Source organism: Enhygromyxa salina, from assembly GCF_002994615.1.
Lineage (GTDB): Bacteria > Myxococcota_A > Polyangia > Nannocystales > Nannocystaceae > Plesiocystis > Plesiocystis salina_A.
In genome coordinates, this window is record NZ_PVNK01000111.1 from 1 (window position 1) to 25488 (window position 25488).

Sequence of the window (25488 nt, forward strand, 5' to 3'; positions counted from 1 at the left end):
GCGGGGAGGGGATCGTCGAGCTCGCACATCGATCGGTTGTGGGCCCACGAGCAGCAGCTGTAGCCGACGCGGACTCGGACCCGCGCGACGGCGTCCCAGACCAGCGCGAAGCCGCGGAGCTCGGCGAGCTCGCGCGGCGCGTCGCGGAGCTCGCAGGTGCTCCGCTCGGGCTCAGCCAGGGCCATGGTTTGACTCGGGCCCGGGAGCCAGTCCTCGGCGCGGGCGAGCTCGGCCGTGCGCAGGTCGAGGCTGAGATGACGAAGGAGCCCGATCGGGCCCGGCTCGAAGCCCTCGGTCTGGGTCCGCCAGGCCAGGAGCGGGCCCATCGCAGACAGCAGGCGCAGGCTCGACGCGACCTCGACCCGCTCGCCCTCGAACTCGCCGACGCACGCGGGCAGGGCCTCGGCGAGGGGCTGGCTGACGCCCTCCGGCAGCCGCCGGGCCGAGATCAGGTCCTGCTCGCAGCTCAACCCGCGGCCGGCCTCACCGTAGAGGCTGGTCGGATCGACGGGCACGCGCTCGACTCGAAGGGCGAAGAGCTCGTCCGCGGTCCCGACGACGAGGCCGGGCTGGGCGGTGATCGGCTCGAGCTCGGCGCTGTCCCAGCGCAGCTCGTGGGTTCGCGGGCCCCGGTCACCGCGCTCGGTGATCAGCGCTCGGCACTCACGCGCGGCGAGCTCGCCCGCGGCGGCGGGGATCAGCGCGGGCTCGACGGGGGTCTCGATCGTGGCAGGCGGCAGGCAGCCGAGCACGCAGGCGAGGCCGGCGAGTGTCCGTGAGCGCGTCACCAGCTGCGATAGTCGCCCGGACAGCGTCGCGACGAAACTGTCCGATTGAACCGATCGGCGGCTCCGCGGACTGACCCCAGGTGCAGCCCGGACCCTCAGCGAGGCCGCTTGGTCGCGGCGATGCGCGCGGCTTCGAGCCGCTCGGCGAGCTGATCGCGGAGCTCGGCGGTCAGCTCGCGCGAGCTGCGGCCCTTGGGGTTGATCGCGGGCAGCAGCTCGAGCTCGAAGCGTGGCACCCGCGAGGGCATGTCGTACCACTTGTCGCCCTTCTTGAGCGTCGGCGGGTCACTGATCACGAACACGGGCACGATCGGCACGTCCGCACGGATCGCGGCCTCGGCCGCGCCCCGACGAAAGCGATGCATCCGCCAGGCCGGCGAGCGGGTGCCCTCGGGGAACACCAGGACCGAGCGGCCCGACCGAAGGCAGTCGACGAAGATGTCGAGCACGGCGGTGCTGCCGAAGCTCTGGTCACGCTGCTCGGGCCCCTTGAAGTCGCCGCTGGCCTCGAACAGCCGGCGCAGGGACGGGGCCTTGAACAGCGCCGACTTGACCAGCACCGCCACGCCCGGGAGCGCGGCCTTGATGAACAGCACGTCGAGCAGCGAGGGGTGGTTGGCCACGATCACCCACGGCGGCGGCGGCAGCTCGGCGCGCTCGAAGTCCGGCAGCGAGAAGTGCATGAGCCCGAGCGCGCTCATGAACTCGATCGAGAACCGGTAGCAGCGCATCATGAAGCGATCCAGCGCCTCGCGTTGCTCGGCCGGGGGGAGGTGCCGGATCCGGCGCCGCTTCAGCGGCAGCAAGATCCAGGCGATGACGGCGGCGCCGCCGTAAAAGACCAAAAACGCGAGTCCGGACAGCGGGATACGGAGGAATCGGGGCACGGCAGGGGAGGGGCGGTGGATCCAGGTCCGAGAGCGACCCGGCGCCGGATGATTTCACGCTGGAGTCCCGAGGCCAAGTCGGACCCCCGGTCCCCGCGCAGCCCCCTGGCGAAGCAGCTCCCCGAGTGAGACCCTTGACCCGCACGCCCTGGTTGAAACGAGCCGATGACATGACCCAAGCCCAAGCTTCGACGATCCTTGCCCGCCTCGGTCTCAGCGCCGGGCTGCTGTCCAGCGCGTTGCTGCTCGCCGCCGGCTGCGGCCGCCTCGTCGAGCTCGAGGACCGCGAGCCCTTCGGGACCGCCGGCTCGGGTCCCGACGGCGGCGACGACGAGGGCAACAACGACCTCGGTGAAGATCCGAACAGCGGCGGATCGATCAGCGAGAGCTGCTACGACGGCGAGCTGACCCCCGGCGAGCTGTGCCAGGTCCAGCCGCCCGACGATCTCGACGCGGGCATCGACCCCTGCGCCTTGTCGATCGCCGACTTCGACGACGACGGCCGCCCCGATCTCGCCGTGCCGAACTCGAATTTCTTGTACCCGGGCGCCCCCGACGTGGCCAACGTCTTGCGCGGCTACGGCAACGGCAAGTTCGCCCCGACCCAGGCCTACGACGCCGGCGCCGAGCTGCCCGTCGGCCTCGCCGTCGGCGACTTCGACGGTGACGGGCGCGTCGACATCGCGACCGCCAACTTCGAGGCCGAGGCCGCCTACATCCTGCGCAACCTCGGTGGATCTGGGGGCGGGTCCGGGGGCGGCGGGACCATGGGCTTCGCCGCGGCCAGCGGGGTCGGGGTCGAGTCGATCGCCAGCTCGATCGAGTCGGGCGACTTCAACGGCGACGGGCTCGACGATCTGATCGTCAACACGCCCTCGGGCGTCGCGCTGCTCCAAGGTGGGGCCAGCGGCGTCGACTGGATGTACACCCTCGACGTCGGGACCGGGCAGTCCGAGCACGCCAAGCTCGTCGACCTCGACAACGACGGCCGCCTCGACCTCGCGTCCGCGGTGTCCGACAGCCTCAACGGCGACCGCGTGGTCGTGTTCCACGGCGGCGGCGACGGGACCTTCCCCGAGCGCGTCGAGTACCCGCTCGGGGGCACGCCGGGCTGGATCGTCGCCGGCGATCTCAACATGGACGGCGACCTCGACCTCGCGGTCTCGGAGTCGAGCGTCAACAAGGTCGCGCTGCTGCTCGGCAACTCGCTCGGGGGCTTCTCGCCGCGGACCGAGATCGACGTCTGCGAGGGGCCGCAGTCCGTTGCGATCGGCGACATGAACAACGACGGGGCCAGCGACCTGGTGGTTGGGTGCTTGGACGCCGACCGGATCGAGCTGTGGCTGCAGGTCGAGGATGGGGCGTTCGAGCTGGTGCGCTGGTGGGGCACGGGGTCGCGGCCGGTGTCGCTGCAGCTCGGCGATCTGAACCTCGATGGGCAGCTCGACATCGCGTGGGCGAATCAGCTGTCGGATACGGTTGGGGTCGTGATCTCGCACATCTGATCGCGGGCGAGGGGCCGGCGAGGGCCGACGCGAGCCCGCCTTGGGAGCTCGCAGGCCGTCCCACACAACTGCAGCATCCATCGCCGCATCTTTGCGCGTCAGCAGCTTCGATCGGCTCAGGCTCGCGAGTTCGCCCGGATCACACGCGCCTCGCTCCCGGGTTGCGGCGAGCTTGGCCCCACGCGAGGCGCTGCGATCGCGCCACGCTCGCGAGCCTCGGCCCTGACCGAGGAGCTCGACGGCCGCAGCCCCCCGCCGCGCCCGGCCGCGAGTGATCCGCTCGCGGCCGTCACCGCCGGGCACCCGCGAGCGAGCGCCCGGTGGACCGGGGCTCGCCACGAGCTCGCCGAGGTCGAGCGCGCCTCGCTGTGGACACCCGGGGGTGGATACTGCAGTTGCGTGTGTCGACGCTCGAACATCGCCGCGAGCGAGCGCGAGTCGAGGGATCTCGAATGCCGACAGTCCGGGAACTCTCCGCGACTCCAATGCACGCGATCCGGGCATGCCTCGGGGCATGGCGCGCTCGAGTGTGTCGATGTTGGGGCATGCTCGCGAGCGCCGCGCCGCCGTGGGTCGCTCGATCTGAGCTGACAGCCGTGCGCGAAGCACGGGCAGGATCCGAGACCCGCGGTCCCTGGTGGTCTGTCCGGAGCGAGCGTCGACCACCCCAGGGCTCGATTCAGGCATGCTGGACCCAAGAAATTCATGGTCTGGAGTACCTGGGAGTGTCGAGCTGGCTCGAATTGTGCGATTTCGCCCTGCCGCGACACGCGCATTGCTGCGCGATCCGCGGATGATCGAGAGGCAGGCCGCGCCGAGGCCGCAGGTTCCGCGAGCACAGGCGCGGGTTCGCACCTCATCGCCATTCATCACAGTGACACTTGAACAATTCCGCTATGAGGAATCAAAAGCGGCCCAAATTGGGACACGAAATCATCACGGATTTTTTTCGACTCACGCGACCAAATCGCAGTTGTCGATCCGAGCGCGGCGACTAGCTTGTCGATCGATGAATTTCTACACCGTCGACAGAAGCCGAGTCCCCAACGCATCGCTCAAGGTCATCGCCCGCCTCGGCAAGACCCTGCTGCGCGACAAGCCGACGCTCACGACCCCGACGATCGACAAGGCCGCGGCCAAGCTCGGCGCTTGCGTGAGCGAGGTCGACACCGCCGTGACCGCGCGGATCCGCGACGACAACCCCGAGATCATTGCGAGCGAGGTCGAGTTCGATCGCGGGACCGACGTGTGGTGGGTGTGGTTTCGCAAGCTGCTCGAGGGCTGGGCCGAGGCCGGCGCCCACCCGGGCCTCGCCGCGATGCCCGAGGAGCTCCAGGTCGAGGCTGGCCTGCCCGAGATCCGAGCCCGGGCGCAGCGGGCTCGCAAGCTCCACGAGCGGCTGTTCGGCGCGAGCGGGACTCAGTTCGTGCGCAGCTCCTTCGTCGATCAGGCCGAGTCGATGTCCGCGCGCTTGCGGCTGATCAAAGAGGACGAGCTCGAGCCCGAGATCGAGGCGGTCGTCGGCCCCGAGATGCTCGCGCTGCTGACCGGCTGCCAGGTCCACTACGAGAACATGGTCAGCGCTCGCATGAGCCGCGAGCAGGGCTCCCGCGACAACTTCCGGACCCTGCGCAACAAGCTGCGCTGGCACGTCGATCGCTACAAGAACGCGGTCGAGACCCTGCTCGACGACGACGAGCCCGAGACCTTCGAGATCGTCGACGAGGCCCTGCGCGCGCTGACCTTGCTGCGCGAGCGGATGTCCCGGGTCGGGCCCGACTCCGACGACGAGTTGCTCGGCGAGGGCCTCGTCGAGCTCGACGAGGCGAGCGAGGCCGACGAGGCCGACGAGGCCGACGAGGCCGACGAGGCCGACGAGGCCGCCGAGGCCGCGCCGATCGAGGGTGAGGACGAGGCCTGAGCTGTCGGGTCGCCTGGGCTCGTGACAGCTGCCACGAGTCCAGGGATCGAAGGGCCCTCGCCGGGGGACGAGCCCCTCGGCGCAGCCAATGTTCGCACCCTTTTAACAGCGTACTTCGGCTGCGACGGACCCAAGCTGGCGCAGCTGCAGGCTGATAGGTTTCGGTGAGGCTGGCTGGGCCTGACTTTTCGCTACACCACGAGGAAGCGTCATGAGCGACGACAAACGCAGAATACGGCCTGGGCTGACCTCGGGGTCCTCCCTGCCGATCGAGGGTCCGCAGCCGCGGCAGCCCTTCAACGCGGGGGCGTTCCCGGGTCGGGACGCGCCGGGTGCGGGGCAGAAGGATGATCCGAACCCCTACGCGCAGGTGTATCGCTCGCCCTTTGGTGGCGCGGGCGATCAGGCTGCGGATCCGCTGTCGACCTTCGCGCCGACGATCTCGCTGCCCACCGGTGGCGGCGCGTTGCGGAGCATCGGCGAGAAGTTCTCGCCGAACCCCTTTACGGGGACCGGCTCAACCTCGGTGCCCGTCGCCACGTCTCCGGGCCGCGGCGGGCTTGGGCCCAGCCTCGCGCTCAGCTACGGCTCGGCGCAGGGCGACGGGCCCTGGGGGCTCGGGTGGATGCTGGGCGTGCCCGCGATCTGGGCGGCCTGCCGGGCTCGACATTAGCCCTGAGAATCGAGGACTGACATGCGAAAAGTAGAACTTGGGCGGCCGGGAATCACTTGTCAGATTACTGCGTATTACCTTGAAAACCCGCCGGCTGACGGGGTCATGGGCCCTCACTCTTGGCTGGCGATCGCTACCGCACACATGTACGATCCCGAACCGGACACCGGAGGCATGCTCAACGCAGAGACTGCTATTCTGGCCTGTGCGGTGTTGAGGGTGTTCGAGGGCAGGGGCACAGCCGCGACCCAAGAACAGGCCATGCAAACCGCGATGTCCGCACTCTTCTCCCGGCTGCGGGCATCAGGGCTATGCGAGTGAGGATCCGGACGGGGAGTCATTGTCGTCGGCCGGCCCGGCCGAGCCCGAGTTGGCCCTCCGCGCACGTTTGAGTCACAACCTCGCGCCAGATTTCGACCACCGAAGCCAAAAAATCCAAGCGATCCACCGCTCGACTCGTAGCTCAACCCCGCCAAACCAATACACGACGGCGGGATGACTCGCGCGACCCCGCCGTCACTCAATTGTCCGCCCGCTACGGAGCCTGCCCGGCCACGCTGACACCCGCGAAGCGCCGCAGCCAGTACGTGCCCGCAGGAAACACCGCCGGCTTCCCGGCCAGCAGCAACGCCCTCGCCGCCGCATACTGTCGCTCCCACTCACGGTCTCGCGCGATCTCCACCCGCACCCGCCCTTTGCTCGAGGCCGCATGCTTGGGCGCGACCGTGAACCGCTCCTCGACGCTCTTGGCCACACAGCTCCAGCGCTGCCGGGCAAGCTTGCGCAGTCCCATGAACCGCCGTCCTCGCCGACGCATGCTTCGGTGGATCTCGAGCTCGCGCTCGCGGACCGCTTCCATCAACTTGGCATAGAGCGCGTCGTCGTCGAGCTCTGGAAAGATCGGCGGCCGGACCAAGGTCAGCGACACTTCCTCGGGCATGTCGCCGGCCGCGTCAAAGAACCAATCAGGCCGCCTGAAGGTCCGGGTCTCGCCGAAGCGCCAGCCGATCGTGGTGAACCCCGGCCACAGCCGCGACCACTTGACGAGCCCCGCCTTGACGGGGTTGGTGAGCGTGTAGACGAGATCCATCAGCGACTCGTCGTCACTCGATCGACCGGTATCGCAGGGATCGTCGCCGCTCCACACGCTGTCGAATCGGCCCAATCGGGCGTTGCGGGCACGGGCCACCACACTGTGGAGTTGTTGCTTGAACGGGACCAGGTTGGCATCGGGGTCGGTCACGTCCGTGTGGTGGTGGTCGGACATCCACAGGCTCGCGTGGACTTGAATGCCATAGCGTTCAGCGTTGTGAGCGAGGCAATAGCCGATGAAGTTGGCGAGCTCCGCTGGATGAGCGCCCGGCGCGAACAGCATCATTCGGCCTATGCAGCGGCGGTTGATCTTGTAGCGACGGCCGGCGTAGATCGGCCGCGCGCGGACACGTTCGTAGCCACGCGCGGCGCCTCGGGCGCGGTTGGTCTCCCGACGGTCGGCGCTGGCTTGCTTGTGCGCGGACGTGGCCACGCAGAGGTCATCGGCCCGCGGACGGCCTTGTTGCAGAGTTTCTGATCATTTCTGCGCGGGCTGGCCCGTCTTGGAGGAGCCTCTGATCCAACGACCGAATCGGTGACTCGGAGTCCGGACCTCTTGACGGGATCAAGACTCCGGTAATCGTCGTTCGGATCGAGACGTATGGTCGCGAGACTCCATCCATCGATGCTATGTGGGCAGCCGATGTCTTGTTGACGGCGGCGAGTGGGAACATCGTTGGTGCCGGGGTACTGCTACGCGAGAGTTAGTGGAGAAGACCGGGCGGGGAGTCCTTTCAGCAACGTGGTCCGGCTCGGGGCCTGAGTTGCTCCGCGAGCACAGGCGATTCGGGAGGATCCGGACGGGGAGTCATTGTCGACGGCCGGCCCGGCCGAGCCCGAGTTGGCCCTCCGTGCACGTTTGAGTCACAAGCTCGCGCCAAATTTCGACCACCGAAGCCCAGGCGATCCACCGCTCGACCCGTGGCTCAACCCCGCCGAACCAATATACGACGGCGGGATGACTCGCGCGATCCCGCCGTCACTCAAATCCAAAGACCGAATCGGCCACTCGGAGTCGGGACCTCTTTCGGACCTTGAAGGACCGTGTAGATGAGTTGGTCCGCGTCGCAGAAGATGACGCGCAAGGGCTGCTAGGCACAAGACGGCCCTCCGTCCAGCTTTGGCCGATACCTCGAAACCGTGGTGGAGGCATTCGACGACACTTGGCCTGACGCTGACCTCTGGGAGTAGGTGACAGGCGTTCCCGCGAGGGAGGAGCCGGACGGGGAGTCGTTCTCGTCGGCCGGCCCGGCCGCGCTCAGCTGGCGAGCACCGGCAGCCGCCGGGGCGTCGGCGCCAGCTCGGGCCGCTCGTCACCGCAGACCTGAGTCTCCAACCCAAGCTCCTCGAGCATGCGCAGATCATCCTCGACCCCGCGATTCGGCGTGGTCAAGAAGTCGCCGACCATCATCCCGCTCGCCCCGGCCGAGAACATCATCGGCAGCAGCTGGCCAAGGTGCATGCGCCCGGCGGCGATGAAGATGTTCTGCCTCGGCAGCGCGAGCCGGAAGCAGGCGATCACGCGCAGGATCTCCATCGGCTCGAGGGGCTCGGCCCGCTCGAGCGCGGTGCCCTCGATCGAGACCAAGAAGTTGAGCGGGACCTCGTCGACGTCGAGCTCGCGCAGGGTCATGGCCAGCTCGGCGCGGTGCTCGGCGGCCTCGCCCATGCCAAAGATCCCGCCGCAGCAGGTCCGCAGCCCGAGCCGCTTGGCCGAGCGGATCGTCTCGATCCGCTCGTCGTAGCTGTGGCTGGTGACGATCTCCGAGAAGAAGCTGCGCCCGGTCTCGAGGTTGTGGTTGAGCTCGGTCAGACCGGCGTCCTTGAGCCGGCGCAGGCCAGGCTCGTCGACGAAGCCGAGGCTCGCGTGGGCCTCGGTGTGGCCGGCGTCGCGGACGGCGCGGACGGCCTCGACCATGTGGTCGAGGGTCTTGTCGCCGTCGTCCATGCCGCGGGTCGCGGTGACCAGGCCGAGCGCGGTGGCCCGCTGCGACAGGGCCTTCTCACTGGCCGCGACCATCTCGTCGCTGGTCAAGAATTTTTGCGGCGAGATGTGGGTCTCGAAGTGCTTGGACTGGGAACAGAACCCGCAGTCCTCGGTGCAGCCGCCCTGCTTGGCGTTGACGATCGAGCACAGGTGGACCTTGTCGCCGAAGCGAGAGCGGCGGACGCGGTCGGCGGCGGCCATCAGGTCCCAGATCGAACTGTCGCCGCCGAGCCAAGCGGCCAGCGTGGCCTCGTCGAGCGCGGCTTCGTTGCCAGCCAGGATCTGATCGGCGACGGCGGCGGGGCTGGGTGGCTGGGTCATCGGGCGATGTATAGCAAGGCCGAGGTCCCGGGTTACAGGCGCAAAGCCACCTTCACACTGGCAGCCTGCTCGCAGCTCGTGGGGCAAGGCTGTCGCGGGCCCACTCCAAGTTCTGGCGACGGAGCCCTCGACGAGGAGGCCAAGCGAGGTGGCGTGAGGCATTGCACCACGGGCGGCTAGGACGCCCAGTCGGCCGATGTTAGGGTCCCGGCGCGATCGGCCGCTCGACGGGGCGGCGGCGAGCGAGACTGCCATGGATCTGCCCGACAAGGACGCCCCGCTGCCCGAGACCCTGAGTTCGGCCGGCAAGGACGAGACCCTTCACGCGTTTCGCGAGATGCTCCGCATCCGCCGCTTCGAAGAGACGGCGGCCCGCGGCTACACCCGCGGCAAGATCAGCGGCTTCTTGCACCTCTACATCGGCCAAGAGGCGATCGCGATCGGCACCAACCTGGCCATGCGCGAGGGCGACCGCATCGTCTCGACCTACCGCGACCACGGCTTCGCGCTGGCCCAGGGCTGCGACGCCAACGCGTGCATGGCCGAGCTCTACGGCAAGAAGACGGGGCTCGTCGGCGGGATCGGCGGATCGATGCACTTCTTCGACCGCGAGCGGGGGATGTGGGGCGGCTACGCGATCGTCGGCAACCATGTCCCGGTCGCGACCGGGCACGCCTTCGCCTCGAAGTACACGGGCGACGGGCAGGTCACGCTGTGCTTCCTCGGCGACGGCGCGGTCGGCATCGGCCCGACCCACGAGGGCATGACCCTCGCCGGCCTCTGGGACCTCCCGATCGTGTTCGTGGTCGAGAACAACCGCTACTCGATGGGCACGCCGCTCGAGCGCACGCTGCCGGTCGAGGACATCACGACCCGCGCGCCCAGCTACGGCCTCGCCGGCGACCGCTTCACGGTCACCGACCCCTTCCAGGTCCGCGACCGCCTCGGCGAGGCGATCCGCCGGGCCCGGGACGAGTCGCAGCCGACCCTGGTCGAGATCCTGACCTACCGCTTTCGCGGGCACAGCATGTCGGACCCGGCCAAGTACCGGGGCAAGGGCGAGCTCGAGGCCTTCCGCGCGGGCGACCCGCTCGAGCAGGTCCGCCGGGCCGTGCAGGAGATCCACGGCCTCAGCGAGGACGAGGTCGACGCGATCGACGACGAGATCATCGCCGAGATGGACGCCGCCGCCGAGTTCGCCGACAGCTCGCCGCAACCCGAGCCCGAGCACCGCTTCGCAAACATCATGATCGACTCCGAGACCCGGGGAGACGCCTGACATGCCGACGCTACAGATCCGTGAGGCGATCCGCGACGCGATGCGCGAAGAGATGGCGCGAGACGAGCGCGTGTTCTTGATGGGCGAGGAGGTCGGCCACTACCAGGGCGCCTACAAGTGCTCGCAGGGGCTGATCGAGGAATTCGGCGAGAAGCGAGTCGTCGACACGCCGATCACCGAGACGGGCTTTTCGGGCGTCGGCATCGGCGCGGCGATGGTCGGGCTCCGGCCGATCATCGAGTTCATGACCTTCAACTTCTCGGCCGTCGCCTTCGACCAGATCATCAACAACGCGGCCAAGATCCACCACATGACCGGTGGCCAGTTCTCGGTCCCGATCGTGTTTCGGGGCCCCAACGCGGCCGCGCACATGCTCGGCTCGACCCACAGCCAGGCCTTCGACGCGTTCTATGCCCACATCCCGGGCCTCAAGGTCGTGTCCGTGGCGACCCCCTACGACGCCAAGGGCCTGCTCAAGTCGGCGATCCGTGACCCCAACCCGGTGATCTTCTTCGAGTCCGAGCTGATGTACGGCGTCCGCGGCGAGGTGCCCGAGGACGAGTACCTGATCCCGATCGGCAAGGCCGACATCAAGCGCCCGGGCGACGACGTCACGCTGATCTGCTGGGGCCAGTCGGTCCCGACGGCGCAAAAGGCCGCCGAGCTGGCCCAGGCCGAGAGCGGGCTGTCGGCCGAGGTCATCGACCTGCGCACGCTGCGGCCGCTCGACACCGAGGCCGTGATCGCCAGCGTGAAGAAGACCAACCGGGCCGTGATCGCCTATCACGGCTGGCCCTACGGCGGCGTCGGCGGCGAGCTCGTCGACCTCATCCAGCGCGAGGCCTTTGACCATCTCGACGCCCCGGTCGCGCGGGTCTGCTACGACGACGTGCCCTTCGCCTACGCCGAGAACCTCGAGCACCTCAGCATCCCCCAGCCCGAGGACATCCACGCGGCCCTGCGAGAGGTCGCCTACCTCGATTGAGACCCTGCCATGGCTACCGTAGTCGAACTCCCCCGTCTCAGCGACACCATGGAAGAGGGCGTCGTCGCCAAGTGGCGCGTCGCCCTCGGCGACAAGATCAAGCGCGGCCAGGTCATCGCCGAGATCGAGACCGACAAGGCCACGATGGAGTTCGAGTCCTTCGACTCGGGCTACGTGCTCGCGCTCGTCGCCGAAGAGGGCGAGCCGCTGCCGATCGGGGCCGCGATCGCGGTGCTCGGCAAGCAGGGCGAGGATCCCAAGGGCGCGCTCGAGTCCTTCGGCGGGAGCGGGAGCGCGAGCGCGGCCGAGGTCGCCGAGCAGGCCGCGGCCGAAGCCAAGGCTGACGCCGAGGCCCAGGCCGAAGCTGCTGCGCCCGAGCCCGAGCCCGAGCCCGCGCCTGCGCCCGAGGCCGCCCCCCGCGTCGCCCAGCCGGCCAAGGCGGTGACGATCGACCCCGCGGACCAGCGCATCCCCGCCTCACCGATCGCGCGCAGGCTCGCGCGCGAGCACGGGCTCGACCTCGCGTCGATCCCGGGCAGCGGGCCGCACGGGCGGGTCATCAAGGCCGATGTCGAGCGCGCCGCGGCCGAGGGCACCGCTCCAGCCAGGCCCGCGGCCGTCGCCGGCGAGCTCAGCGCCGACACCGACGCGTGGGGCCGACCCTACGTCTCGCGGCCCGACGAGCGCGTCCGCCTCAGCCAGATGCGCAAGGCGATCGCCCGGCGCATGACCGAGGCGAAGCAAGAGGTCCCGCACTACTACCTGACGCTCGACGTCGACATGGAGCGCGCGGTGGTCTTTCGGTCCGAGTACAACCTCGCGATCGACGGGACGAAGATCTCGTTCAACGACCTGATCGTCAAAGCCGTCGCGCGCGCGTTGCGCGACCTCCCGGCGGTCAACTCGAGCTTCGCCGGCAATGAATTCATCCGCCGGGGCGACGTGCACGTCGGGGTGGCCGTGGCCGTGGACGACGGGCTGCTCGTCCCGGTCCTGCGCTACGCCGACCAAAAGAGCCTCGAGGTGATCTCCAGGGAGACGCGCGACTTTGGCAAGCGCGCCCGGACCAAGCAGCTGCGCCCCGAGGAGATGAGCGGCGGGACCTTCACCGTCAGCAACCTCGGGATGTTCGGGATCGAGGAGTTCGCCGCGGTCATCAACCCCGGTGAGCCGGGCATCCTGGCGGTCGGGGCGATCGAGCCGCGGGCGGTCGTCGTCGACGGCGAGGTGGTCGTGCGCAGGCGGATGAAGATGACGATCTCCGCCGATCACCGGGTCACCGACGGGGCCGTGGCGGCGCAGTGGCTCAACGTGGTTCAGGCTTACCTCGAGAACCCGATCAGGCTGCTCACCGACCCCGTGTCGGCCCCGGCCTGATCGAAGGGTCACTCGGGCTTCGACTCGCTCGCTCCGCGTAGTTTGGCGCGGGCGGTCGGCGCGCTGGGCGCAATCGTTGGCCTCGAGCGCAGGGGTTTCGACAGGCCCGACGAGGCTGCACGCGGTGGCTTCACCGTACGCACCAGCCCCGCACCCGGGCGGGGAGCCGACCCACGCCGCTTCGACGATCAAAAAACGTTGCAGCTCGCAACACTGCTGCGCGTGGCCGAATCCCACATACGCGCCGCCGCCAACCCATGCTAAGACTCTCGGTGTAGAGAGGGATGTGATGACCCGGACTCGATCGATGCCCTGCGCCCCGCTGAAGTTCCCCCTGGCGATCGGCCTCAGCGCCGCCCTCGCGCTCCCCGCTGCGCTGACGTCCAGCGAGGCCAAGGCCGAGGGGCCCGCTGACGGCTCGACCGACGCACCGATCATCGTCGTCACACCGCCCCCCGCGGCACCCCAGCCTCCGCCGCCGCCCGCCTACCAACCGGCGATCCCCGGGTCCTCGGCGCCCTCGCCGATGATCGTGGATCCCCGGGTCGCCGCGCTCAAGCACCAGCGCAACTCGGGGCTCGGCATGACGATCTCCGGGTACACGCTGTTCGGGACCAGCTACCTGATCTCGGCCCTCATCGGCACGATCTCGCTCGACCTCGCCTCCGACGTCGGGGGCACCGGGACCTACGGGCAACGCATGTTGATCCCGGTCGCCGGGCCCTTCATGGCCATCCCTCGTGCAGACAGCGCGACCGGCGGCCTGTTCACGGGCTTCCTCGGGGTCATCCAGGCCGGCGGCTTCGTGCTCGGGACCGCGGGCGCGATCAAGTTCGGCCGCGCGAATCGCCAGCTGCGCCTGTCGGCCGACGCGGGCGGACTCCAGCTTCAGTTCTGATCCCGCGGCGAGGTTGATCAGTCGTCCTTGGCGGCTGCGGCTGCGGCTTCGTTTTCGTCATAGTGGACGCGAGACAGACGCAGCTCCGACTGGAACACGCTCGGCTTGTAGATTGAGGTGCCGAGCAGCATCCGTACGCAGTCCTGAAGACCCTCGGTGATCGCAGGGTGCGGGTGGTAGAGCTCCGCGAGCTCGCGGGCCGAGCGGCCGTGCTGGATCATCAAGGACACGGCCTCGAGCGTGGTCGAGGCGTGGGTTCCGAGCGCGCGCATGCCGAGGATCTTCATCTCCTCGTCGTCGCTGATCAGCAGCTTGACGAAGCCCTCGGTGTTGCGCATCGCGATCGCCCGGTTGACGAGGCTGTAGTCGTAGACGCCGACGCGGTAGGGGATGCGCCGCTGCTGGGCGGTCTGCTCGTTGAGGCCGATCGCGGCGACCTCGGGGGCCAAGAACATGATCGTGGCCAGGTTGTCGTAGCTCAGCTTGCTGTCGTGGAGGCCGCAGATCCGCTCGGCCGCGTGGCGGCCCTCGATCTCGCCGACGTTGACCAGCGCGATGTCGAGGGTCACGTCGCCGACGGCGTAGATGTGCGGGACGTTGGTCCGGGTGTCGTGGTCGATGATGTGACCGCGCTCGGCCTGCTCGACGCCGGCCTTGTCGAGGTCGAGGGACTCGGTGTTGGGCACGCGGCCGACCGAGATCAGCGCCTTCTCGACCTGGATCGTCTCGCGCCCGCCGGTCGCGTGCTCGATCGTGTACTCGACGACGCCGCCGTGGCTGTCGTCGATGTGCTCCATCGAGATCAGGTTGGCCTGGTGATGGATCGTGACCCCGGCGGCCTCGAGGTTGGTCGCGCACAGGTTGGCGATGTCGGCGTCTTCGAAGGGCAGGATCCGCGGGGCGCGGTCGATCAGGTAGACCTTGGTGCGCCCGAAATTGGCGAAGATCGTGGCGAACTCGCAGCCGACCACGCCCGCGCCGAGGATGACCAGCGAGCGGGGGAAGGCCTCGAGGGTGCCGATGTGATCGGAGGTGATGATCGAGTCGCCGTCGATCGCGATGTGGGGCAGCTCGCGGGGGCGTGAGCCGGTTGCGATGATGAAGTTCTCGGCGCTGATCCGCCGGCTCTCGCCCGCGCCCGTGCCCTCGACGTGGATCGTGTGCGGATCGAGGAAGCGCGCGGCGCCGCGATAGTGGCGGATGCTGCCCGGGCAGCCGGGCCGGGGCTCGGCGAGGGCCTCGAGCTGGCGGGCGATCTGGCGGGTCTTCTCGCTGCAGGCCTGATCGACGACGGCGCTGACGCGATCGAAGTCGACCTCGACGTTGTCGGCCCGGTAGCCGCGGTTGAGGCGGCGGGCGTTGCGGTAGTCGCGAGACAGCTCCCAGAAGGTCTTGCTCGACAGCGCGCCGTTGAACACGCCAGCGCCGCCGAGCGGGCCCTTCTCGACCAGGGCGACGCGCTTGCCAAAGTCCCAGCAGCGCATCGCCGCCGCGAACCCGGCGGGACCGCCCCCGATCACGCAGACTTCGAAGTCAGGCACGGCGGGAGCCTATCACGTGTACATTCGGGCGCGTGCCGACCCTGCTCGCCTACGCGGCCCCGCGCGAGGGCGCGGTGCTCGACCGCGAGCTCGGGGATCTCGACGCCCTCGAGCTGGGCGTCGGCAAGGTCGCCGCGGCGATGAAGCTCAGCGCCGCGCTCGCGCGAGACCGGCCGGACGCGCTCGTGCTCTTCGGCGTGTGCGGGGCTTACCCGGCGCGGCACCTGCGGCGCGGGCTCAGGGCGCTCGGTGTGCTCGATCTGTGCGTGGTTGCGAGCGAGGTCATGGCCGACGAGGGGGTCGCGACGCCCGAGGGCTTCTTGGATCTCGCCGGGCTCGGGCTCGGCGAGCGCGGTCCGATTCACGCGGACCGCGAGCTGAGCGAGCGGATCGCGGCGGCGCTCGGCTGCCCGCAAGCGCCCGGCGCGACCGTCAGCACGGGCGCGGGGACCGACGCGCTGTCCGAAGCCTACGCCGCGCGGAGCGGCGCGGTCGTCGAGACCATGGAGGGGGGGGCGGTCGCGACGGTGTGTCGGCGCTTCGGCGTGCCCTTCGCTCAGCTGCGGGTCGTCAGCAATCGGACCGGGGACCGCAGCGAGGGCGGCTGGGATCTCGACGGGGCCCTCGTGGAGTTGCGCCAGGCCCTCGCCCGCTTGCGATCCGAGGGTGTTATCTAGGGGCGCATGTCCGAGGTACTCGACGTCGGCTTCTCGAGCTGTCCCAACGACACCTTCATGTTTCACGGGCTGATGTCCGGCGACGTCGAGGTCCCGGGGCTGAGCTTTCGCCCGGCGATCGCCGACATCGAGGCGCTCAACCTCCGCGCGCTCGGGCGCGCCGCGGGCCAACCCTTGCCCGTGACCAAGCTGTCGGCCAGCGCGCTCGGGCACCTGTGTGATCGCTACGCGGTCCTCGGCGCGGGCGCGGCCTTGGGGCGTGGGTGTGGGCCGCTGGTCGTCCGCCGTGACGCGGACCGCGAGCTCGACGGGCTCGGTGCGCTGCGTGGACGCGCGGTTGCGATCCCGGGCGAGTACACGACGGCGCACCTGCTCCTGCGGACCTTCTTCTCGGAGGCCGCGCCCGGCGAGGCCCTCGACCTCAGGGTCATGCGCTTCGAGCAGATCATGCCCGCGGTCGCGGCCGGGCAGGTCGACGCCGGGCTGATCATTCACGAGAGCCGCTTCACCTACGCCGAGCACGGGCTCGTCGAGCTCGCGGATCTCGGGGTCTCGTGGGAGCGCGCGACCGGGCTGCCGATCCCCCTGGGCATGATCTGCGCCCAGCGGAGCCTCGCGCCCGCGATCGTCGACGCGGTCGAGGATGGGCTGCGGCGCTCGGTCGAGCTGGCCTTCGCCGCGCCCGAGCGCTCGCGGGCGTGGATCCGCGAGCACGCCCAGGAGCTCGACGACGAGGTCTGTCGGCGCCACATCGAGCTCTACGTCAACCGCTTCTCGGTCGAGCTCGGCGACGAGGGTCGGGCGGCGATCGACGAGCTGCTCCGGCGCGGACGCGCGAGCGGCTTTCTGCCCGAGGCTCGCACCTGCTGGCGCTGAGGGTCTAAGATTTGGCCGATGCCTGACCCATCGGCCGAGATCCGCGAGCGGGCCTGTGACTGGTTGATCCTCGGTCCGATCGTCGGGTTCACCACCGACGCCGAGGTCCGCGTGCTCGCGCAGCCCTTCGAAAAGCACCAGGGCATGCTCGAGCTGCGCATCGCCGAGGCCGTCGAGGGCGTCCGCTTCGACCACGCGCGCCAGGGCTACGGGCCGGTCGAGACCCTCGGGCCCGTGCGCCGGTTTCCGGTCAGCGAGTACGGGGCCTACGCCACGGCGGTGTTCGTGGTCCCGGGCCTCGATCCCGACACGCGCTACTTCTACGAGGTCGTGCCCGAGGACGCGCCGCTCGACGTCGCCGGGGGCTTCGCCTCGCGTCAGCCCTTCTCGCTGCGGACGCTGCCGCGCTCGCCCGAGGCCTTCAAGTTCAGCTTTCACTCGTGCAACGGGCTGCACAAGCCGCCCCGCGGCGGCCGGCCGACGGACATGTGGAAGCGGCTGCTGTCGGAGGCCGTCGAGGATCCGGAGCTGCACTTCGCGCTGCTCGGCGGCGACCAGATCTACGCCGACGTGATCCGCGAGGAGTGGCTGCGCGAGTGGGGGCCGGACTTCGACCCCAGCGATCCAGGCCGCGACCAGGACCTCGACGCCGTCGACCTCGCCCGCGGCATGGCCTTCCTGGAGGCGCTCCCGGACCGCTACGAGCGGATCTACCGGGCGTTTTGGCGGCGCCCGGAGCTGCGCACCTTCATGGGGCACGTGCCGTGTCTGATGACCTGGGACGACCACGACATCTACGACGGCTGGGGCTCCTGCGGCGACGAGGACAAGCCGGCTCAGCGCAAGTTCTTCGAGGCCGCGGCCGGGGCCTTCGACGCGTTTCAGTTCGCGCTCGCGCCGAAGGAGCCGCTGTCCGAGGCGGCCAGGTGCGAGCGTGAGGGCCACCGGGCGTTCTCGTTCATGGTCGGCGAGGTCGCGTTCGTGGTCCTCGATCTCCGCAGCCAGCGAAACATCAACTCGCGCACGCCCTCGGCGGTGCTCGGCGAGCGGCAGTGGGCGTGGTTCGCGGCCGAGCTCGCCGAGCTCGAGCGCCGCAAGCCCCGCCAGGTCGTCGTGGTCAGCGCGGTCCCGGTCTCGCACATCTCAGGCGCGGTCGAGTACCTGGTCCCGAACTCGACCGAGCTCCACGACGACATCGTCGATCACTGGTCGAGCCGGTCCAACCGCAACGATCAGGCCCGGCTGCTCGGCAAGCTGTTTCGCCTCCGCCAGGCGACCGGCGCCAATGTGCTGCTGCTCAGCGGCGACGTCCACGTTGGGACGGTCGGTGAGATCCTGTGCGACGACCCGCGCTTCTTACTCGACGGCGAGAGCGCGGCGCGGATCCACCAGGGCGTGTCCTCGGCGATCGCCCACGAGGCGCCGAGCGGCCTCACGGCCCACTTCGTCCGCTACCTCGTTCGGGGCGAGCACGTGCTGCGCAATTCCTTCTCGGGCCGGGTCGACGAGGTCGTGACCGCGCGCAACTTCTCGATCGTCTCGGTCCAGGCCAACGGGGCGTTCCGCTTCAACCTGTTCCGGGAGGGCGCCGAGGTCCCGGACCAGTACTACTTCAGCACGCAGGGCGGCGGGGGCTGGTCGCAGCGCACGAGTCCGGCTCAGGACTTGTTCGGCGGCAGCGGGCGCCCGTCTTGATCGAGGGTCTTCCAGTAGCGCGGCCACTCGGGGATCTCGACCATCGTCGGGAGGACCTCGTCCCAGTTGTGGGGGTAGGTCCGCTTGAGGAATTCGACGACCGCGCGCGGCGACGGAGCCTCGACGAAGTGGGCCTCCATCGGCGGGAACTCGTAGCGATATTTCTTGAGCTCCATCAGGTGTTTTCCTGATCCCAAAGGACCTCGTCGTAGCCGAAGCGGGCCGCGGTCGCGCGCGCGATCACGAACAGCCAGTCGCTGAGGCGGTTGAGGTAGCGACGCGCCTCACCCCGGATCGGCTCGTCGTGGGCGAGGCCGACGAGCATGCGCTCGGCCCGGCGGCACACGGTCCGCGCGAGGTGGGCGGCGGTCCCGGTCGGTCCGCCGCCGGGGAGGATGAAGCTGCGCAGGGGCTCGAGCAGCTCGTTGTAGCGGTCGATCGACTGCTCGAGAGCCTCGATGTGGTGGGCCTCGACCTTCAGGCGCGCGCCACCGTCGGCGGCGGCGGGGGTTGCGAGCTCGGAGCCGAGGTTGAACAGCTCTTGTTGGATCCGCGCGAGTTCGGCGTCGAGCGCGGCGCGAAAAGGCTCATGGTTGGCGGCCTCGGGGTCGCGTCCGAGCTCGAGTCGGACGAGCCCGATGACGGCGTTGAGCTCGTCGACCTCGCCGTAGGCGTGGACTCGCGCCGAGCTCTTGGACACCGTGTCGCCGCTGGCGAGCATGGTTTGTCCCTCGTCACCGAAGCGCGTGTAGACCTTGGAGATGTAGACCACTGCGGCGGGAGGATAGGCACTCAGCCGCCCCTTGCGAAGGGGTCCGCGAGATCCGGTGACTCGGGTCGATCTCGCGCTGCTCGTCGCTGAAGGGATCGTGGCGCTTCGGCGCGGGGCGCTCAGGTGGCGGATCCACCATGATCTCCTGGAAGGGGTCCGTGCCCGGCGCGGTGAAGCCGCGCGGCTTCGATCCGCTGGCCGAGGAGGGAGATCGGCTGAGGAGACCTGAGTCGAGCGCGCAGCGCTTGATTCAGGGCTAAAGACGCGGCCTGCCAGGGATCGTGCTCGAGAAGATTTCATTCGGGGCAGGGGCATGGGGCATCCTCGCTTGACATGGGTCTGCTCGATCCCCAACCGCCGCCCTACGACCCGCTGGAATGGGAACGCCAGCCCTTCGGCGAGCGGGCTCGGCAGGCCTGCCAGGCCTGGGCGATCCAAGGCTACGGGACCCCGATCGCGGTCTACTCGGTCTACGCGATCAAGGTCGCGTTCTACGTCGGGATGTGGGCGCTGTTTTGCTCGTTCACGCCGGGGCTTGGGGATCTGCGCACGATCTCGACCTGGTGGCTCGATCCGATCGCGTTTCAGAAGGCGATCGTCTGGAGCCTGCTGTTTGAGATGCTCGGCCTCGGCTGCGGCAGCGGGCCGCTGACCGCCCGCTACATGCCGCCGGTCGGGGGCTTCTTGTACTTCCTGCGCCCGGGCACGACCAAGCTGCCGATGTTCGAGGGCGCGCCGCTGATCGGCGGCACCCGGCGGACGGCCGTCGACGCCACGCTCTACGCGGCGGCGCTGTGGCTGGCGATCTGGACCCTGGTCTCGCCGCAGATCCTGCCCGAGCAATTGCTGGCCCTGGTCGTGGTGATGCCGCTGCTCGGCGTGCTCGACAAGACCCTATTTTTGATCGCGCGGGGCGAGCACTACTGGACGACGCTGGTGGTGTTCGCGTTCGCGGGCAACTGGATCGCGGGGGCCAAGGCCGTGCAGCTGGCGCTGTGGTTTTGGGCGGGGTTCTCGAAGCTCAACCACCACTTTGCATCGGTGGTGTGCGTGATGACCAGCAACAGCCCGTTCACGCGCTTTCGTTGGCTGCGCGAGCGGATGTATCGGAGCTATCCGGACGATCTGCGGCCGTCGAAGCTCGCCGCGATCATGGCCCACGCCGGGACCGCGCTCGAGCTCGGCGTGCCGCTGATCTTGCTGTTTGCGCCCGGCGGGACCTGGCTGATCGTCGGCATGGTCCTGATGCTGATGCTCCACGGCTACATCACCAGCAACGTGCCGATGGGGGTGCCGATCGAGTGGAACGTGATGGTCGTGTACGGCGGGTTCGCGCTGTTTTGGGCCCACCCGGAGGTCACGATCCTCGACACCGAGCCGCCTGCGCTCGCGGTGTTTCTGATCGTGATGCTCGTGGTCTTGCCGCTGCTCGGCAACCTCGTGCCGCGGGCGGTCTCGTTTTTGGTCGCGATGCGCTACTACGCGGGCAACTGGCCCTACAGCGTCTGGCTGTTTCGGGGCGAGAGCTACCGAAAGCTCGATTCGCTGGTCAAGAGCTCGGGCTGGGTTCACGACCAGCTCGCGCTGTTTTACGATCGCAAGACGGCGGTCGGGCTCGTGTCGAAGGTCCTGGCCTTTCGCATGATGCACCTGCACGGGCGCGCGCTACCTGTGCTGCTGCCGCGGGCCGTGGAGAATATCGAGGACTACGAGTACGCCGAGGGCGAGGTGATCGCGGGTCTGGTCTTGGGCTGGAACTTCGGCGAGGGGCACCTGCACCAAGACCAGCTGCTGCGGGCGGTGCAGGAGCAGTGCGAGTTCGAAGCTGGCGAGCTGCGCTGTGTGTTCGTCGAGGCCCAGCCCTTTGGGCGCGGGACACAGGAGTGGCGGGTCGTGGACGCGAAGGCGGGCCTGATCGACCACGGCGAGCTGAGCGTCAGCGAGATGCGCTCGCGCCAGCCGTGGGAGCCAGGCTGAGGACGAAGAGCGGACCTGTCAGCGCGGGCGTACGGCCCGCAGGAGCCGGTGGCCGAGGTAGCTCTTCGATGGGTTGCGAAGCAGCCCGAGCCGACCCTCGCAGAACCGGGCGCTCTCGATCGCGTGGGCGATGATCGGGCGCAGCGCCTCGAGGGGATCGGTGTCGCGCTTCTCCATCACCGGCAAGCCGTCTCGCATGCGCGCGCGCCAGGGCGCCACGGGGTGGTTGGGCTGGTACTTCAGCGTGACCTTGTACCAGCGCCATCGAGCCTTGACCTTGTCGCGCTTGCGATAGACGCGCCATCCCTCCGGACCGAGCACCTTTTCAAGTTCGTCGAAGGCGGCGTCGAGGCCGTGGGTCTTGGGGTCGGCGTTGGTTTGGTCGTTCATGGTCGTGCCCTTTGCGCGGAGGGATGAATCCCAGGTTGCGTCAGCGTCACAGTTGTAACACGACTGTGACATTTGGCCAGGGATCGCGTTAAGCGCATGAATTTTATGCGCAATTGGATGGTTTGCAACATGCTTCTTCGGTCAGCGCGCGGTACGCAGGCCGACGGTCGTGCTCACTCGGCGCCGAGGTCGAGGACCATGGTCGCCCGCTGCGCGGGCTCGTTGTCGACGAGCACGGGTCGTGGACCATCGAGGGCCCAGGTCCTCACGCTGCCCGCCTCGCCCTCGCTGTGGCCATGGTCGACCCGCAGCCAGCCCTGCTCGTCGGGCCCCGTCACCACGCTCGCGTGGGCCTCGACCGGCAGCAGCGCGCAGGCGAGCAGAAGCTTGGCGTCGAGGTCGGCCCGGCGCCGGGCGAGCACGACCAGCGGGCCGCGATCGGCGACGGTCATCGGCCGGGGGCTGATCGGGATCGCGGCGACGAGGGCCAAAATGCTCTCGATCAGCGCGTCGCCACACAGCTGCGCGAGGCGGGCGCGGATCGGCTCGAGCGCGCTGCGGTCCGCGGCCAGGATGTGCTCGTGGGTCTCGCTGGAGTCGAGGTCGAGGCGCTCGGACCGAAGCACGAGCTGACCGGCGAGGCTCATCGCGCGGCGGCGGGCGGCGGCGATCGCCGGGCGCTCGACGGCGACGTCGAAGAACACTTTGCCCCGGGGGTGCCCGCCGATCGCGGCGGGTGACCACCAGCTGTGACGGGTCCAGACCAAGTCGTCGGTCCGACCGGTTCGGGAGATCCAGAGTCGGCCGAGGTCGCCAGCGCCCTCGCCGGGCGTGAACTCGATCCGGGGACCGGCGAGGTCGGGCGGCTCGTCGTCGTCGGCGGCCGGGGGCGGCGGCGGGGCGTCGAGGATCCCGTCGAGCCACGCGAGCGCCTCGCCGACGCGCCAGCGGGCGGGATCCGAGTCGGGCGCGCGGTCGTGGATGTGGCGCAGGCGCACGAACTCGGCCCCGACGCAGCGCTCGAGGACCATGCGCGCGAGCTCGAGCAGCTCGCGCAGGCCTCGCTCGCAGACGTGACGCGCGAAGCCGCTGCCGCCGGGGGTCTGATCGAACACGCACAGCGCCCGGCGACCGTCGACGTCGACCAGATCGACGTCGACGAGCTCGGTGGCGGCGCGCAGGTAGCCGGGCAGGACCATGCGCAGCGCGGCGGCGAGCGGAATCAGGGCGTCCTCGCTCGGGCGCTCGGGCGCGGCGGCGGCGAGCGCGGTGTCGATCAGGCAAGCGTCGGTGCCGTAGCGAAGCTCGAGCGGGCGCTCGTAGATGCGCTGATCGACCATCGTCGGGCCCGGGGCGAAGCGGCGCACGCCGTGGATGCGCTCGATGACCCGGCCCTGGATCAGCGCGACCGGGAGCCTGCGCCCGCCGAGCTGGCGATCGTTCCAGTGCAGCGTGGCGTCGCCGAGTTCGATGGCGAGGGTCCGGTCGCTGGTCGTGCGCTCGCGTCCGCCGATCTGCTCGGCCCTGATCTCGACGCGGGTGTCGAGGCGCTCGTCGGGAGCCGCGCTCTCGTGGGCGTCGAGGACCATGAAGCGCCCGCGCGGGTGGATGAAGATCCGCCCCGGCGGGTACACGGCGCGCGCGACCGCGGCGTCGATCGTCAGCAGGACCTCGGAGGTGCCGGCGTCGACGATCTCCGCGCGCGAGCTGCTGTCGCTGACACACGCGGCGTCGATCGGCTGGCCGAGGGCGCCCTCCTTGACCGCGCAGACCAGGGTCTGAGGGAGGATGCCGTCGGTCAGCGGATCGATGTGCAGGACCTCGCGCAGGCGCAAGGAGGGGCCGAGCTGCGCGACGGTCTCGTCGACGAAGCGCCCGCCGAAGCGCTCGCGCAGCGCTCGCATGTCTTGCTCGCGTCCGATCGCGCGATCGAAGTGGCGCTGACGGACGACGCGGGGCTCGGTCAGCGCTACGGCCCGGGGCAAGCTCGCGACCAGCTCGCGGTGGACGGCGTCCTCGGCCTCTTCGTGGAGGACCATCTCCTCGTCGCCGGGGGGCGCGAGCACGAGCACGACCGGGCTGCGCTCGGGGAAGGCCTCGGGATCGAGATCGACGCCCGCGTGGGCGAGGCGGTCGGCCTCGCGGCGGACGTCGGGGTAGGTGCCCTCGACGATCACGATCGCGGCCGCGCGGGGGTCGTCGCGGTGGTGGCGACGCAGGTCGCCCAGATCGAAGGCGGCGCGCCGAACGGTGCGCTTGCCGTCGCCCGCGAGGCGCAGGTGCCAGGGCAGCTCGGCGAGGTCGCAGGCCGCGGCCAGGACCGCGAGGGGGATGTCGCCGCCGACGCCGTCGACGAGGTCGCGGCGGCGCAGGAGCACGCGCTCGCGGCTCGGCGAGCCGTCGTCGCCGAACAGGCGCATCGGGACGGCGAGCACGTGCTTGGCCCAGGCGTCCATCCCGCTGGCCCCAGCCCCGGCGGTGGCCAGGAGCGCGGCCGGGTAGGGCGCCTCGTGGAGTCGGTCGAGCAGGGCCCACAGCCGCCGGATGCACAGCTGGAGGTGCATCTCGGCCACGCCCGTGAACCCGTCGACGTCGTCGGCCACGATCAGCCCGAGCCGGGCGAGGAAGTTGTCGGTCCGGGTGTCGCACAGAACCTCCGACTCGCAGGCCTCGAGATCGGCGACGACGATCGCGGGGGTGCGATCGGCGACCAGCGCGCTGGTGAGGTCCTCCCCGGCGACCGAGACCAGCACGTTCCAGCGCGCGGACGAGCCGACGAGGGCGCGCTCGAGGGTCTTGGCCCAGCGCGTGGCGTCGCCGCGATCACGGACGACGATCAGCGAGGTCGCGCCGCGATCGAAGAACACGTGGAGCGCGGCCAGCAGCGTCAGCGTGGTCCGGCCCGAGCCCTCGGGCGCGAGGACCAGGGCGTGGGGCGTCGAGCCCTGGGCCTGGCTGACGATCGAGCCGCCGCGCTCTTCTTGGAGGGTCGGGACCTCGCCGCGCTCACCCCCGGCCTCCATCCGCCACAGCTCGCCGAGGTGCTCGAGCAGCTCGGCCTGATGCGTCCACGGTCGCTGCTCGCCGGTCAGATCCTCGAAGATCTCGCGGACCAGCGGCGCGATCGCGGCGGGGAAGTCTGCGCGTCGGCCCTGCGCGGCGCCGCGGTGCTCGAGGGCCTCGAGCTGGACGCCGGGGCGCAGCTGCTCGACGGCCTCGCGGAGGCGCGCGAGCGGGGCCAGGCGCCAGTCTTGCTGTTCGTCATCTTCGGGCGCGTCCGGCTCGTCCTCGGCGGTCTCGGCGCTCGGAGGCCGACCGGTCACGAGCAGGTGAAAGGCGGTCGTCCACAGCAGCAGCCCCGCCGTCACCCAGGCGCCGGGGGCCGGGAGGCTGCCCGGGTTCTCGGCCAGGCGCATCCCGGCGAGCACGTGGATCGGCACCAACAAGGTCACGATCGGGCCGAGCCAGCGTCGAAAGCGTTTGTCGGCCCGGCGGGTGGTCGAGGATCCGACCCAGGCGAAGTACCCGGGCAAGCCGCGGGTCGGCTCGCTCCACCGCAGGCCCGCGGCCCAGATCCAGTCGAGCAAGAGGCGGACGAGGGCCCAGACCGCGGCCCACACGACCACGTGGACAAAGAGCGCGAGGCCGGGGTGCTCGGCGAGGGGCAGCGCGCCCCAGGCCCAGGGCCGGCCGAGCAGCTTCCACTCGAACCACCCGACCTCGGCCCACGCGGCCTCGGGGAACCATGTTGGGCGATGCAGGAGCGAGGCCAGCAAGGGGTCGAGGGCGCGACCGAGCAGGTACAGGGCCACGCACACGAGCGACGCTGCGGCGGCGGCGGGGCCGG

The 25488-nt window shown here is 69.8% G+C and carries 19 protein-coding genes and 1 pseudogene; 11 read left to right on the forward strand and 9 right to left on the reverse strand.

Going from position 1 to position 25488, the window contains the following annotated elements; all coding sequences use genetic code 11:
• A partial coding sequence (locus ENSA5_RS10485) for a hypothetical protein (RefSeq protein ID WP_146155547.1) occupies positions 1-788 on the reverse strand: 788 nt, incomplete at its 3' end.
• A gap of 95 nt (positions 789-883) precedes the next feature.
• Positions 884-1675 (reverse strand): lysophospholipid acyltransferase family protein, encoded by a 792-nt coding sequence (locus ENSA5_RS10490; protein ID WP_146155548.1) that lies wholly within the window; start codon positions 1673-1675, stop codon positions 884-886.
• A 170-nt stretch (positions 1676-1845) separates the two neighbouring features.
• On the opposite strand from ENSA5_RS10490, the gene ENSA5_RS10495 reads away from it, so the two are divergent.
• The 3 genes from ENSA5_RS10495 to ENSA5_RS10505 all read left to right on the forward strand — a co-directional run bounded on the left by ENSA5_RS10495 (position 1846) and on the right by ENSA5_RS10505 (position 5774).
• The gene (locus tag ENSA5_RS10495) at positions 1846-3180 is read left to right on the forward strand and encodes an FG-GAP repeat domain-containing protein (RefSeq protein WP_106391501.1); all 1335 of its coding nucleotides are present in this window, start codon (positions 1846-1848) and stop codon (positions 3178-3180) included.
• A 1009-nt stretch (positions 3181-4189) separates the two neighbouring features.
• Positions 4190-5101: a hypothetical protein gene (locus ENSA5_RS37410; protein ID WP_181197609.1), complete on the forward strand. Its 912-nt coding sequence runs from the start codon at positions 4190-4192 to the stop codon at positions 5099-5101.
• 211 nt (positions 5102-5312) lie between these two features.
• A complete protein-coding gene (locus ENSA5_RS10505; RefSeq protein ID WP_106391502.1) occupies positions 5313-5774 on the forward strand; it encodes a SpvB/TcaC N-terminal domain-containing protein in 462 nt (153 codons plus the stop codon).
• Between the two features lie 535 nt (positions 5775-6309).
• Here ENSA5_RS10505 and ENSA5_RS10515 read toward each other — a convergent pair.
• Positions 6310-7299: a hypothetical protein gene (locus ENSA5_RS10515; RefSeq protein WP_106391504.1), complete on the reverse strand. Its 990-nt coding sequence runs from the start codon at positions 7297-7299 to the stop codon at positions 6310-6312.
• A gap of 825 nt (positions 7300-8124) precedes the next feature.
• Entirely contained in the window at positions 8125-9174 is a 1050-nt protein-coding gene (gene bioB / locus ENSA5_RS10520; RefSeq protein ID WP_106391505.1) for a biotin synthase BioB, read from the reverse strand.
• Positions 9175-9427: 253 nt separating this feature from the next.
• On the opposite strand from bioB, the gene ENSA5_RS10525 reads away from it, so the two are divergent.
• The 4 genes from ENSA5_RS10525 to ENSA5_RS10540 all read left to right on the forward strand — a co-directional run bounded on the left by ENSA5_RS10525 (position 9428) and on the right by ENSA5_RS10540 (position 13713).
• Positions 9428-10453: a thiamine pyrophosphate-dependent enzyme gene (locus ENSA5_RS10525; RefSeq protein ID WP_106391506.1), complete on the forward strand. Its 1026-nt coding sequence runs from the start codon at positions 9428-9430 to the stop codon at positions 10451-10453.
• A 1-nt stretch (position 10454) separates the two neighbouring features.
• The gene (locus ENSA5_RS10530) at positions 10455-11438 is read left to right on the forward strand and encodes a pyruvate dehydrogenase complex E1 component subunit beta (protein ID WP_106391507.1); all 984 of its coding nucleotides are present in this window, start codon (positions 10455-10457) and stop codon (positions 11436-11438) included.
• Positions 11439-11447: 9 nt separating this feature from the next.
• A complete protein-coding gene (locus ENSA5_RS10535; RefSeq protein WP_106391508.1) occupies positions 11448-12815 on the forward strand; it encodes a dihydrolipoamide acetyltransferase family protein in 1368 nt (455 codons plus the stop codon).
• 289 nt (positions 12816-13104) lie between these two features.
• Entirely contained in the window at positions 13105-13713 is a 609-nt protein-coding gene (locus ENSA5_RS10540; RefSeq protein ID WP_146155550.1) for a hypothetical protein, read from the forward strand.
• Between the two features lie 17 nt (positions 13714-13730).
• Here the strand turns inward: ENSA5_RS10540 and ENSA5_RS10545 are convergent, their stop codons facing one another.
• The gene (locus ENSA5_RS10545) at positions 13731-15254 is read right to left on the reverse strand and encodes a dihydrolipoyl dehydrogenase family protein (RefSeq protein WP_106391510.1); all 1524 of its coding nucleotides are present in this window, start codon (positions 15252-15254) and stop codon (positions 13731-13733) included.
• Between the two features lie 32 nt (positions 15255-15286).
• Between ENSA5_RS10545 and mqnB the strand changes: the two genes are divergently transcribed.
• The 3 genes from mqnB to ENSA5_RS10560 are packed head-to-tail and all read left to right on the forward strand — an operon-like array spanning position 15287 to position 18502.
• Complete coding sequence (gene mqnB, locus ENSA5_RS10550; RefSeq protein WP_181197610.1) at positions 15287-15931, forward strand: futalosine hydrolase; 645 nt, start codon at positions 15287-15289, stop codon at positions 15929-15931.
• Between the two features lie 6 nt (positions 15932-15937).
• Positions 15938-16807, forward strand: coding sequence for a 1,4-dihydroxy-6-naphtoate synthase (locus tag ENSA5_RS10555; protein WP_106391512.1), 870 nt, complete (start codon positions 15938-15940; stop codon positions 16805-16807).
• Between the two features lie 18 nt (positions 16808-16825).
• Positions 16826-18502, forward strand: coding sequence for an alkaline phosphatase D family protein (locus ENSA5_RS10560; RefSeq protein ID WP_106391513.1), 1677 nt, complete (start codon positions 16826-16828; stop codon positions 18500-18502).
• On the opposite strand, the gene ENSA5_RS10565 is transcribed toward ENSA5_RS10560, so the two are convergent.
• Together ENSA5_RS10565 and ENSA5_RS10570 are read right to left on the reverse strand one after the other, a co-directional pair.
• On the reverse strand, positions 18466-18678 hold the full coding sequence (locus ENSA5_RS10565) for a hypothetical protein (protein ID WP_106391514.1): 213 nt from the start codon (positions 18676-18678) through the stop codon (positions 18466-18468). The genes ENSA5_RS10560 and ENSA5_RS10565 overlap by 37 nt on opposite strands.
• Positions 18678-19274 carry a cob(I)yrinic acid a,c-diamide adenosyltransferase gene (locus ENSA5_RS10570; RefSeq protein ID WP_106391515.1) on the reverse strand — a complete coding sequence of 199 codons (597 nt, stop codon included), beginning with the start codon at positions 19272-19274 and terminating at the stop codon, positions 18678-18680. Before ENSA5_RS10570 ends, ENSA5_RS10565 begins: the two co-directional genes overlap by 1 nt.
• Positions 19275-19607: 333 nt before the next feature.
• Here ENSA5_RS10570 and ENSA5_RS10575 point away from each other — a divergent pair, with 333 nt between their 5' ends.
• Positions 19608-21251: a DUF3556 domain-containing protein gene (locus ENSA5_RS10575; protein ID WP_219906763.1), complete on the forward strand. Its 1644-nt coding sequence runs from the start codon at positions 19608-19610 to the stop codon at positions 21249-21251.
• An 18-nt stretch (positions 21252-21269) separates the two neighbouring features.
• Here ENSA5_RS10575 and ENSA5_RS10580 read toward each other — a convergent pair whose 3' ends face one another.
• Positions 21270-21641, reverse strand: coding sequence for a hypothetical protein (locus tag ENSA5_RS10580; RefSeq protein WP_106391516.1), 372 nt, complete (start codon positions 21639-21641; stop codon positions 21270-21272).
• A 173-nt stretch (positions 21642-21814) separates the two neighbouring features.
• Positions 21815-25488: pseudogene (locus tag ENSA5_RS37415) on the reverse strand (hypothetical protein); the annotation flags it as partial.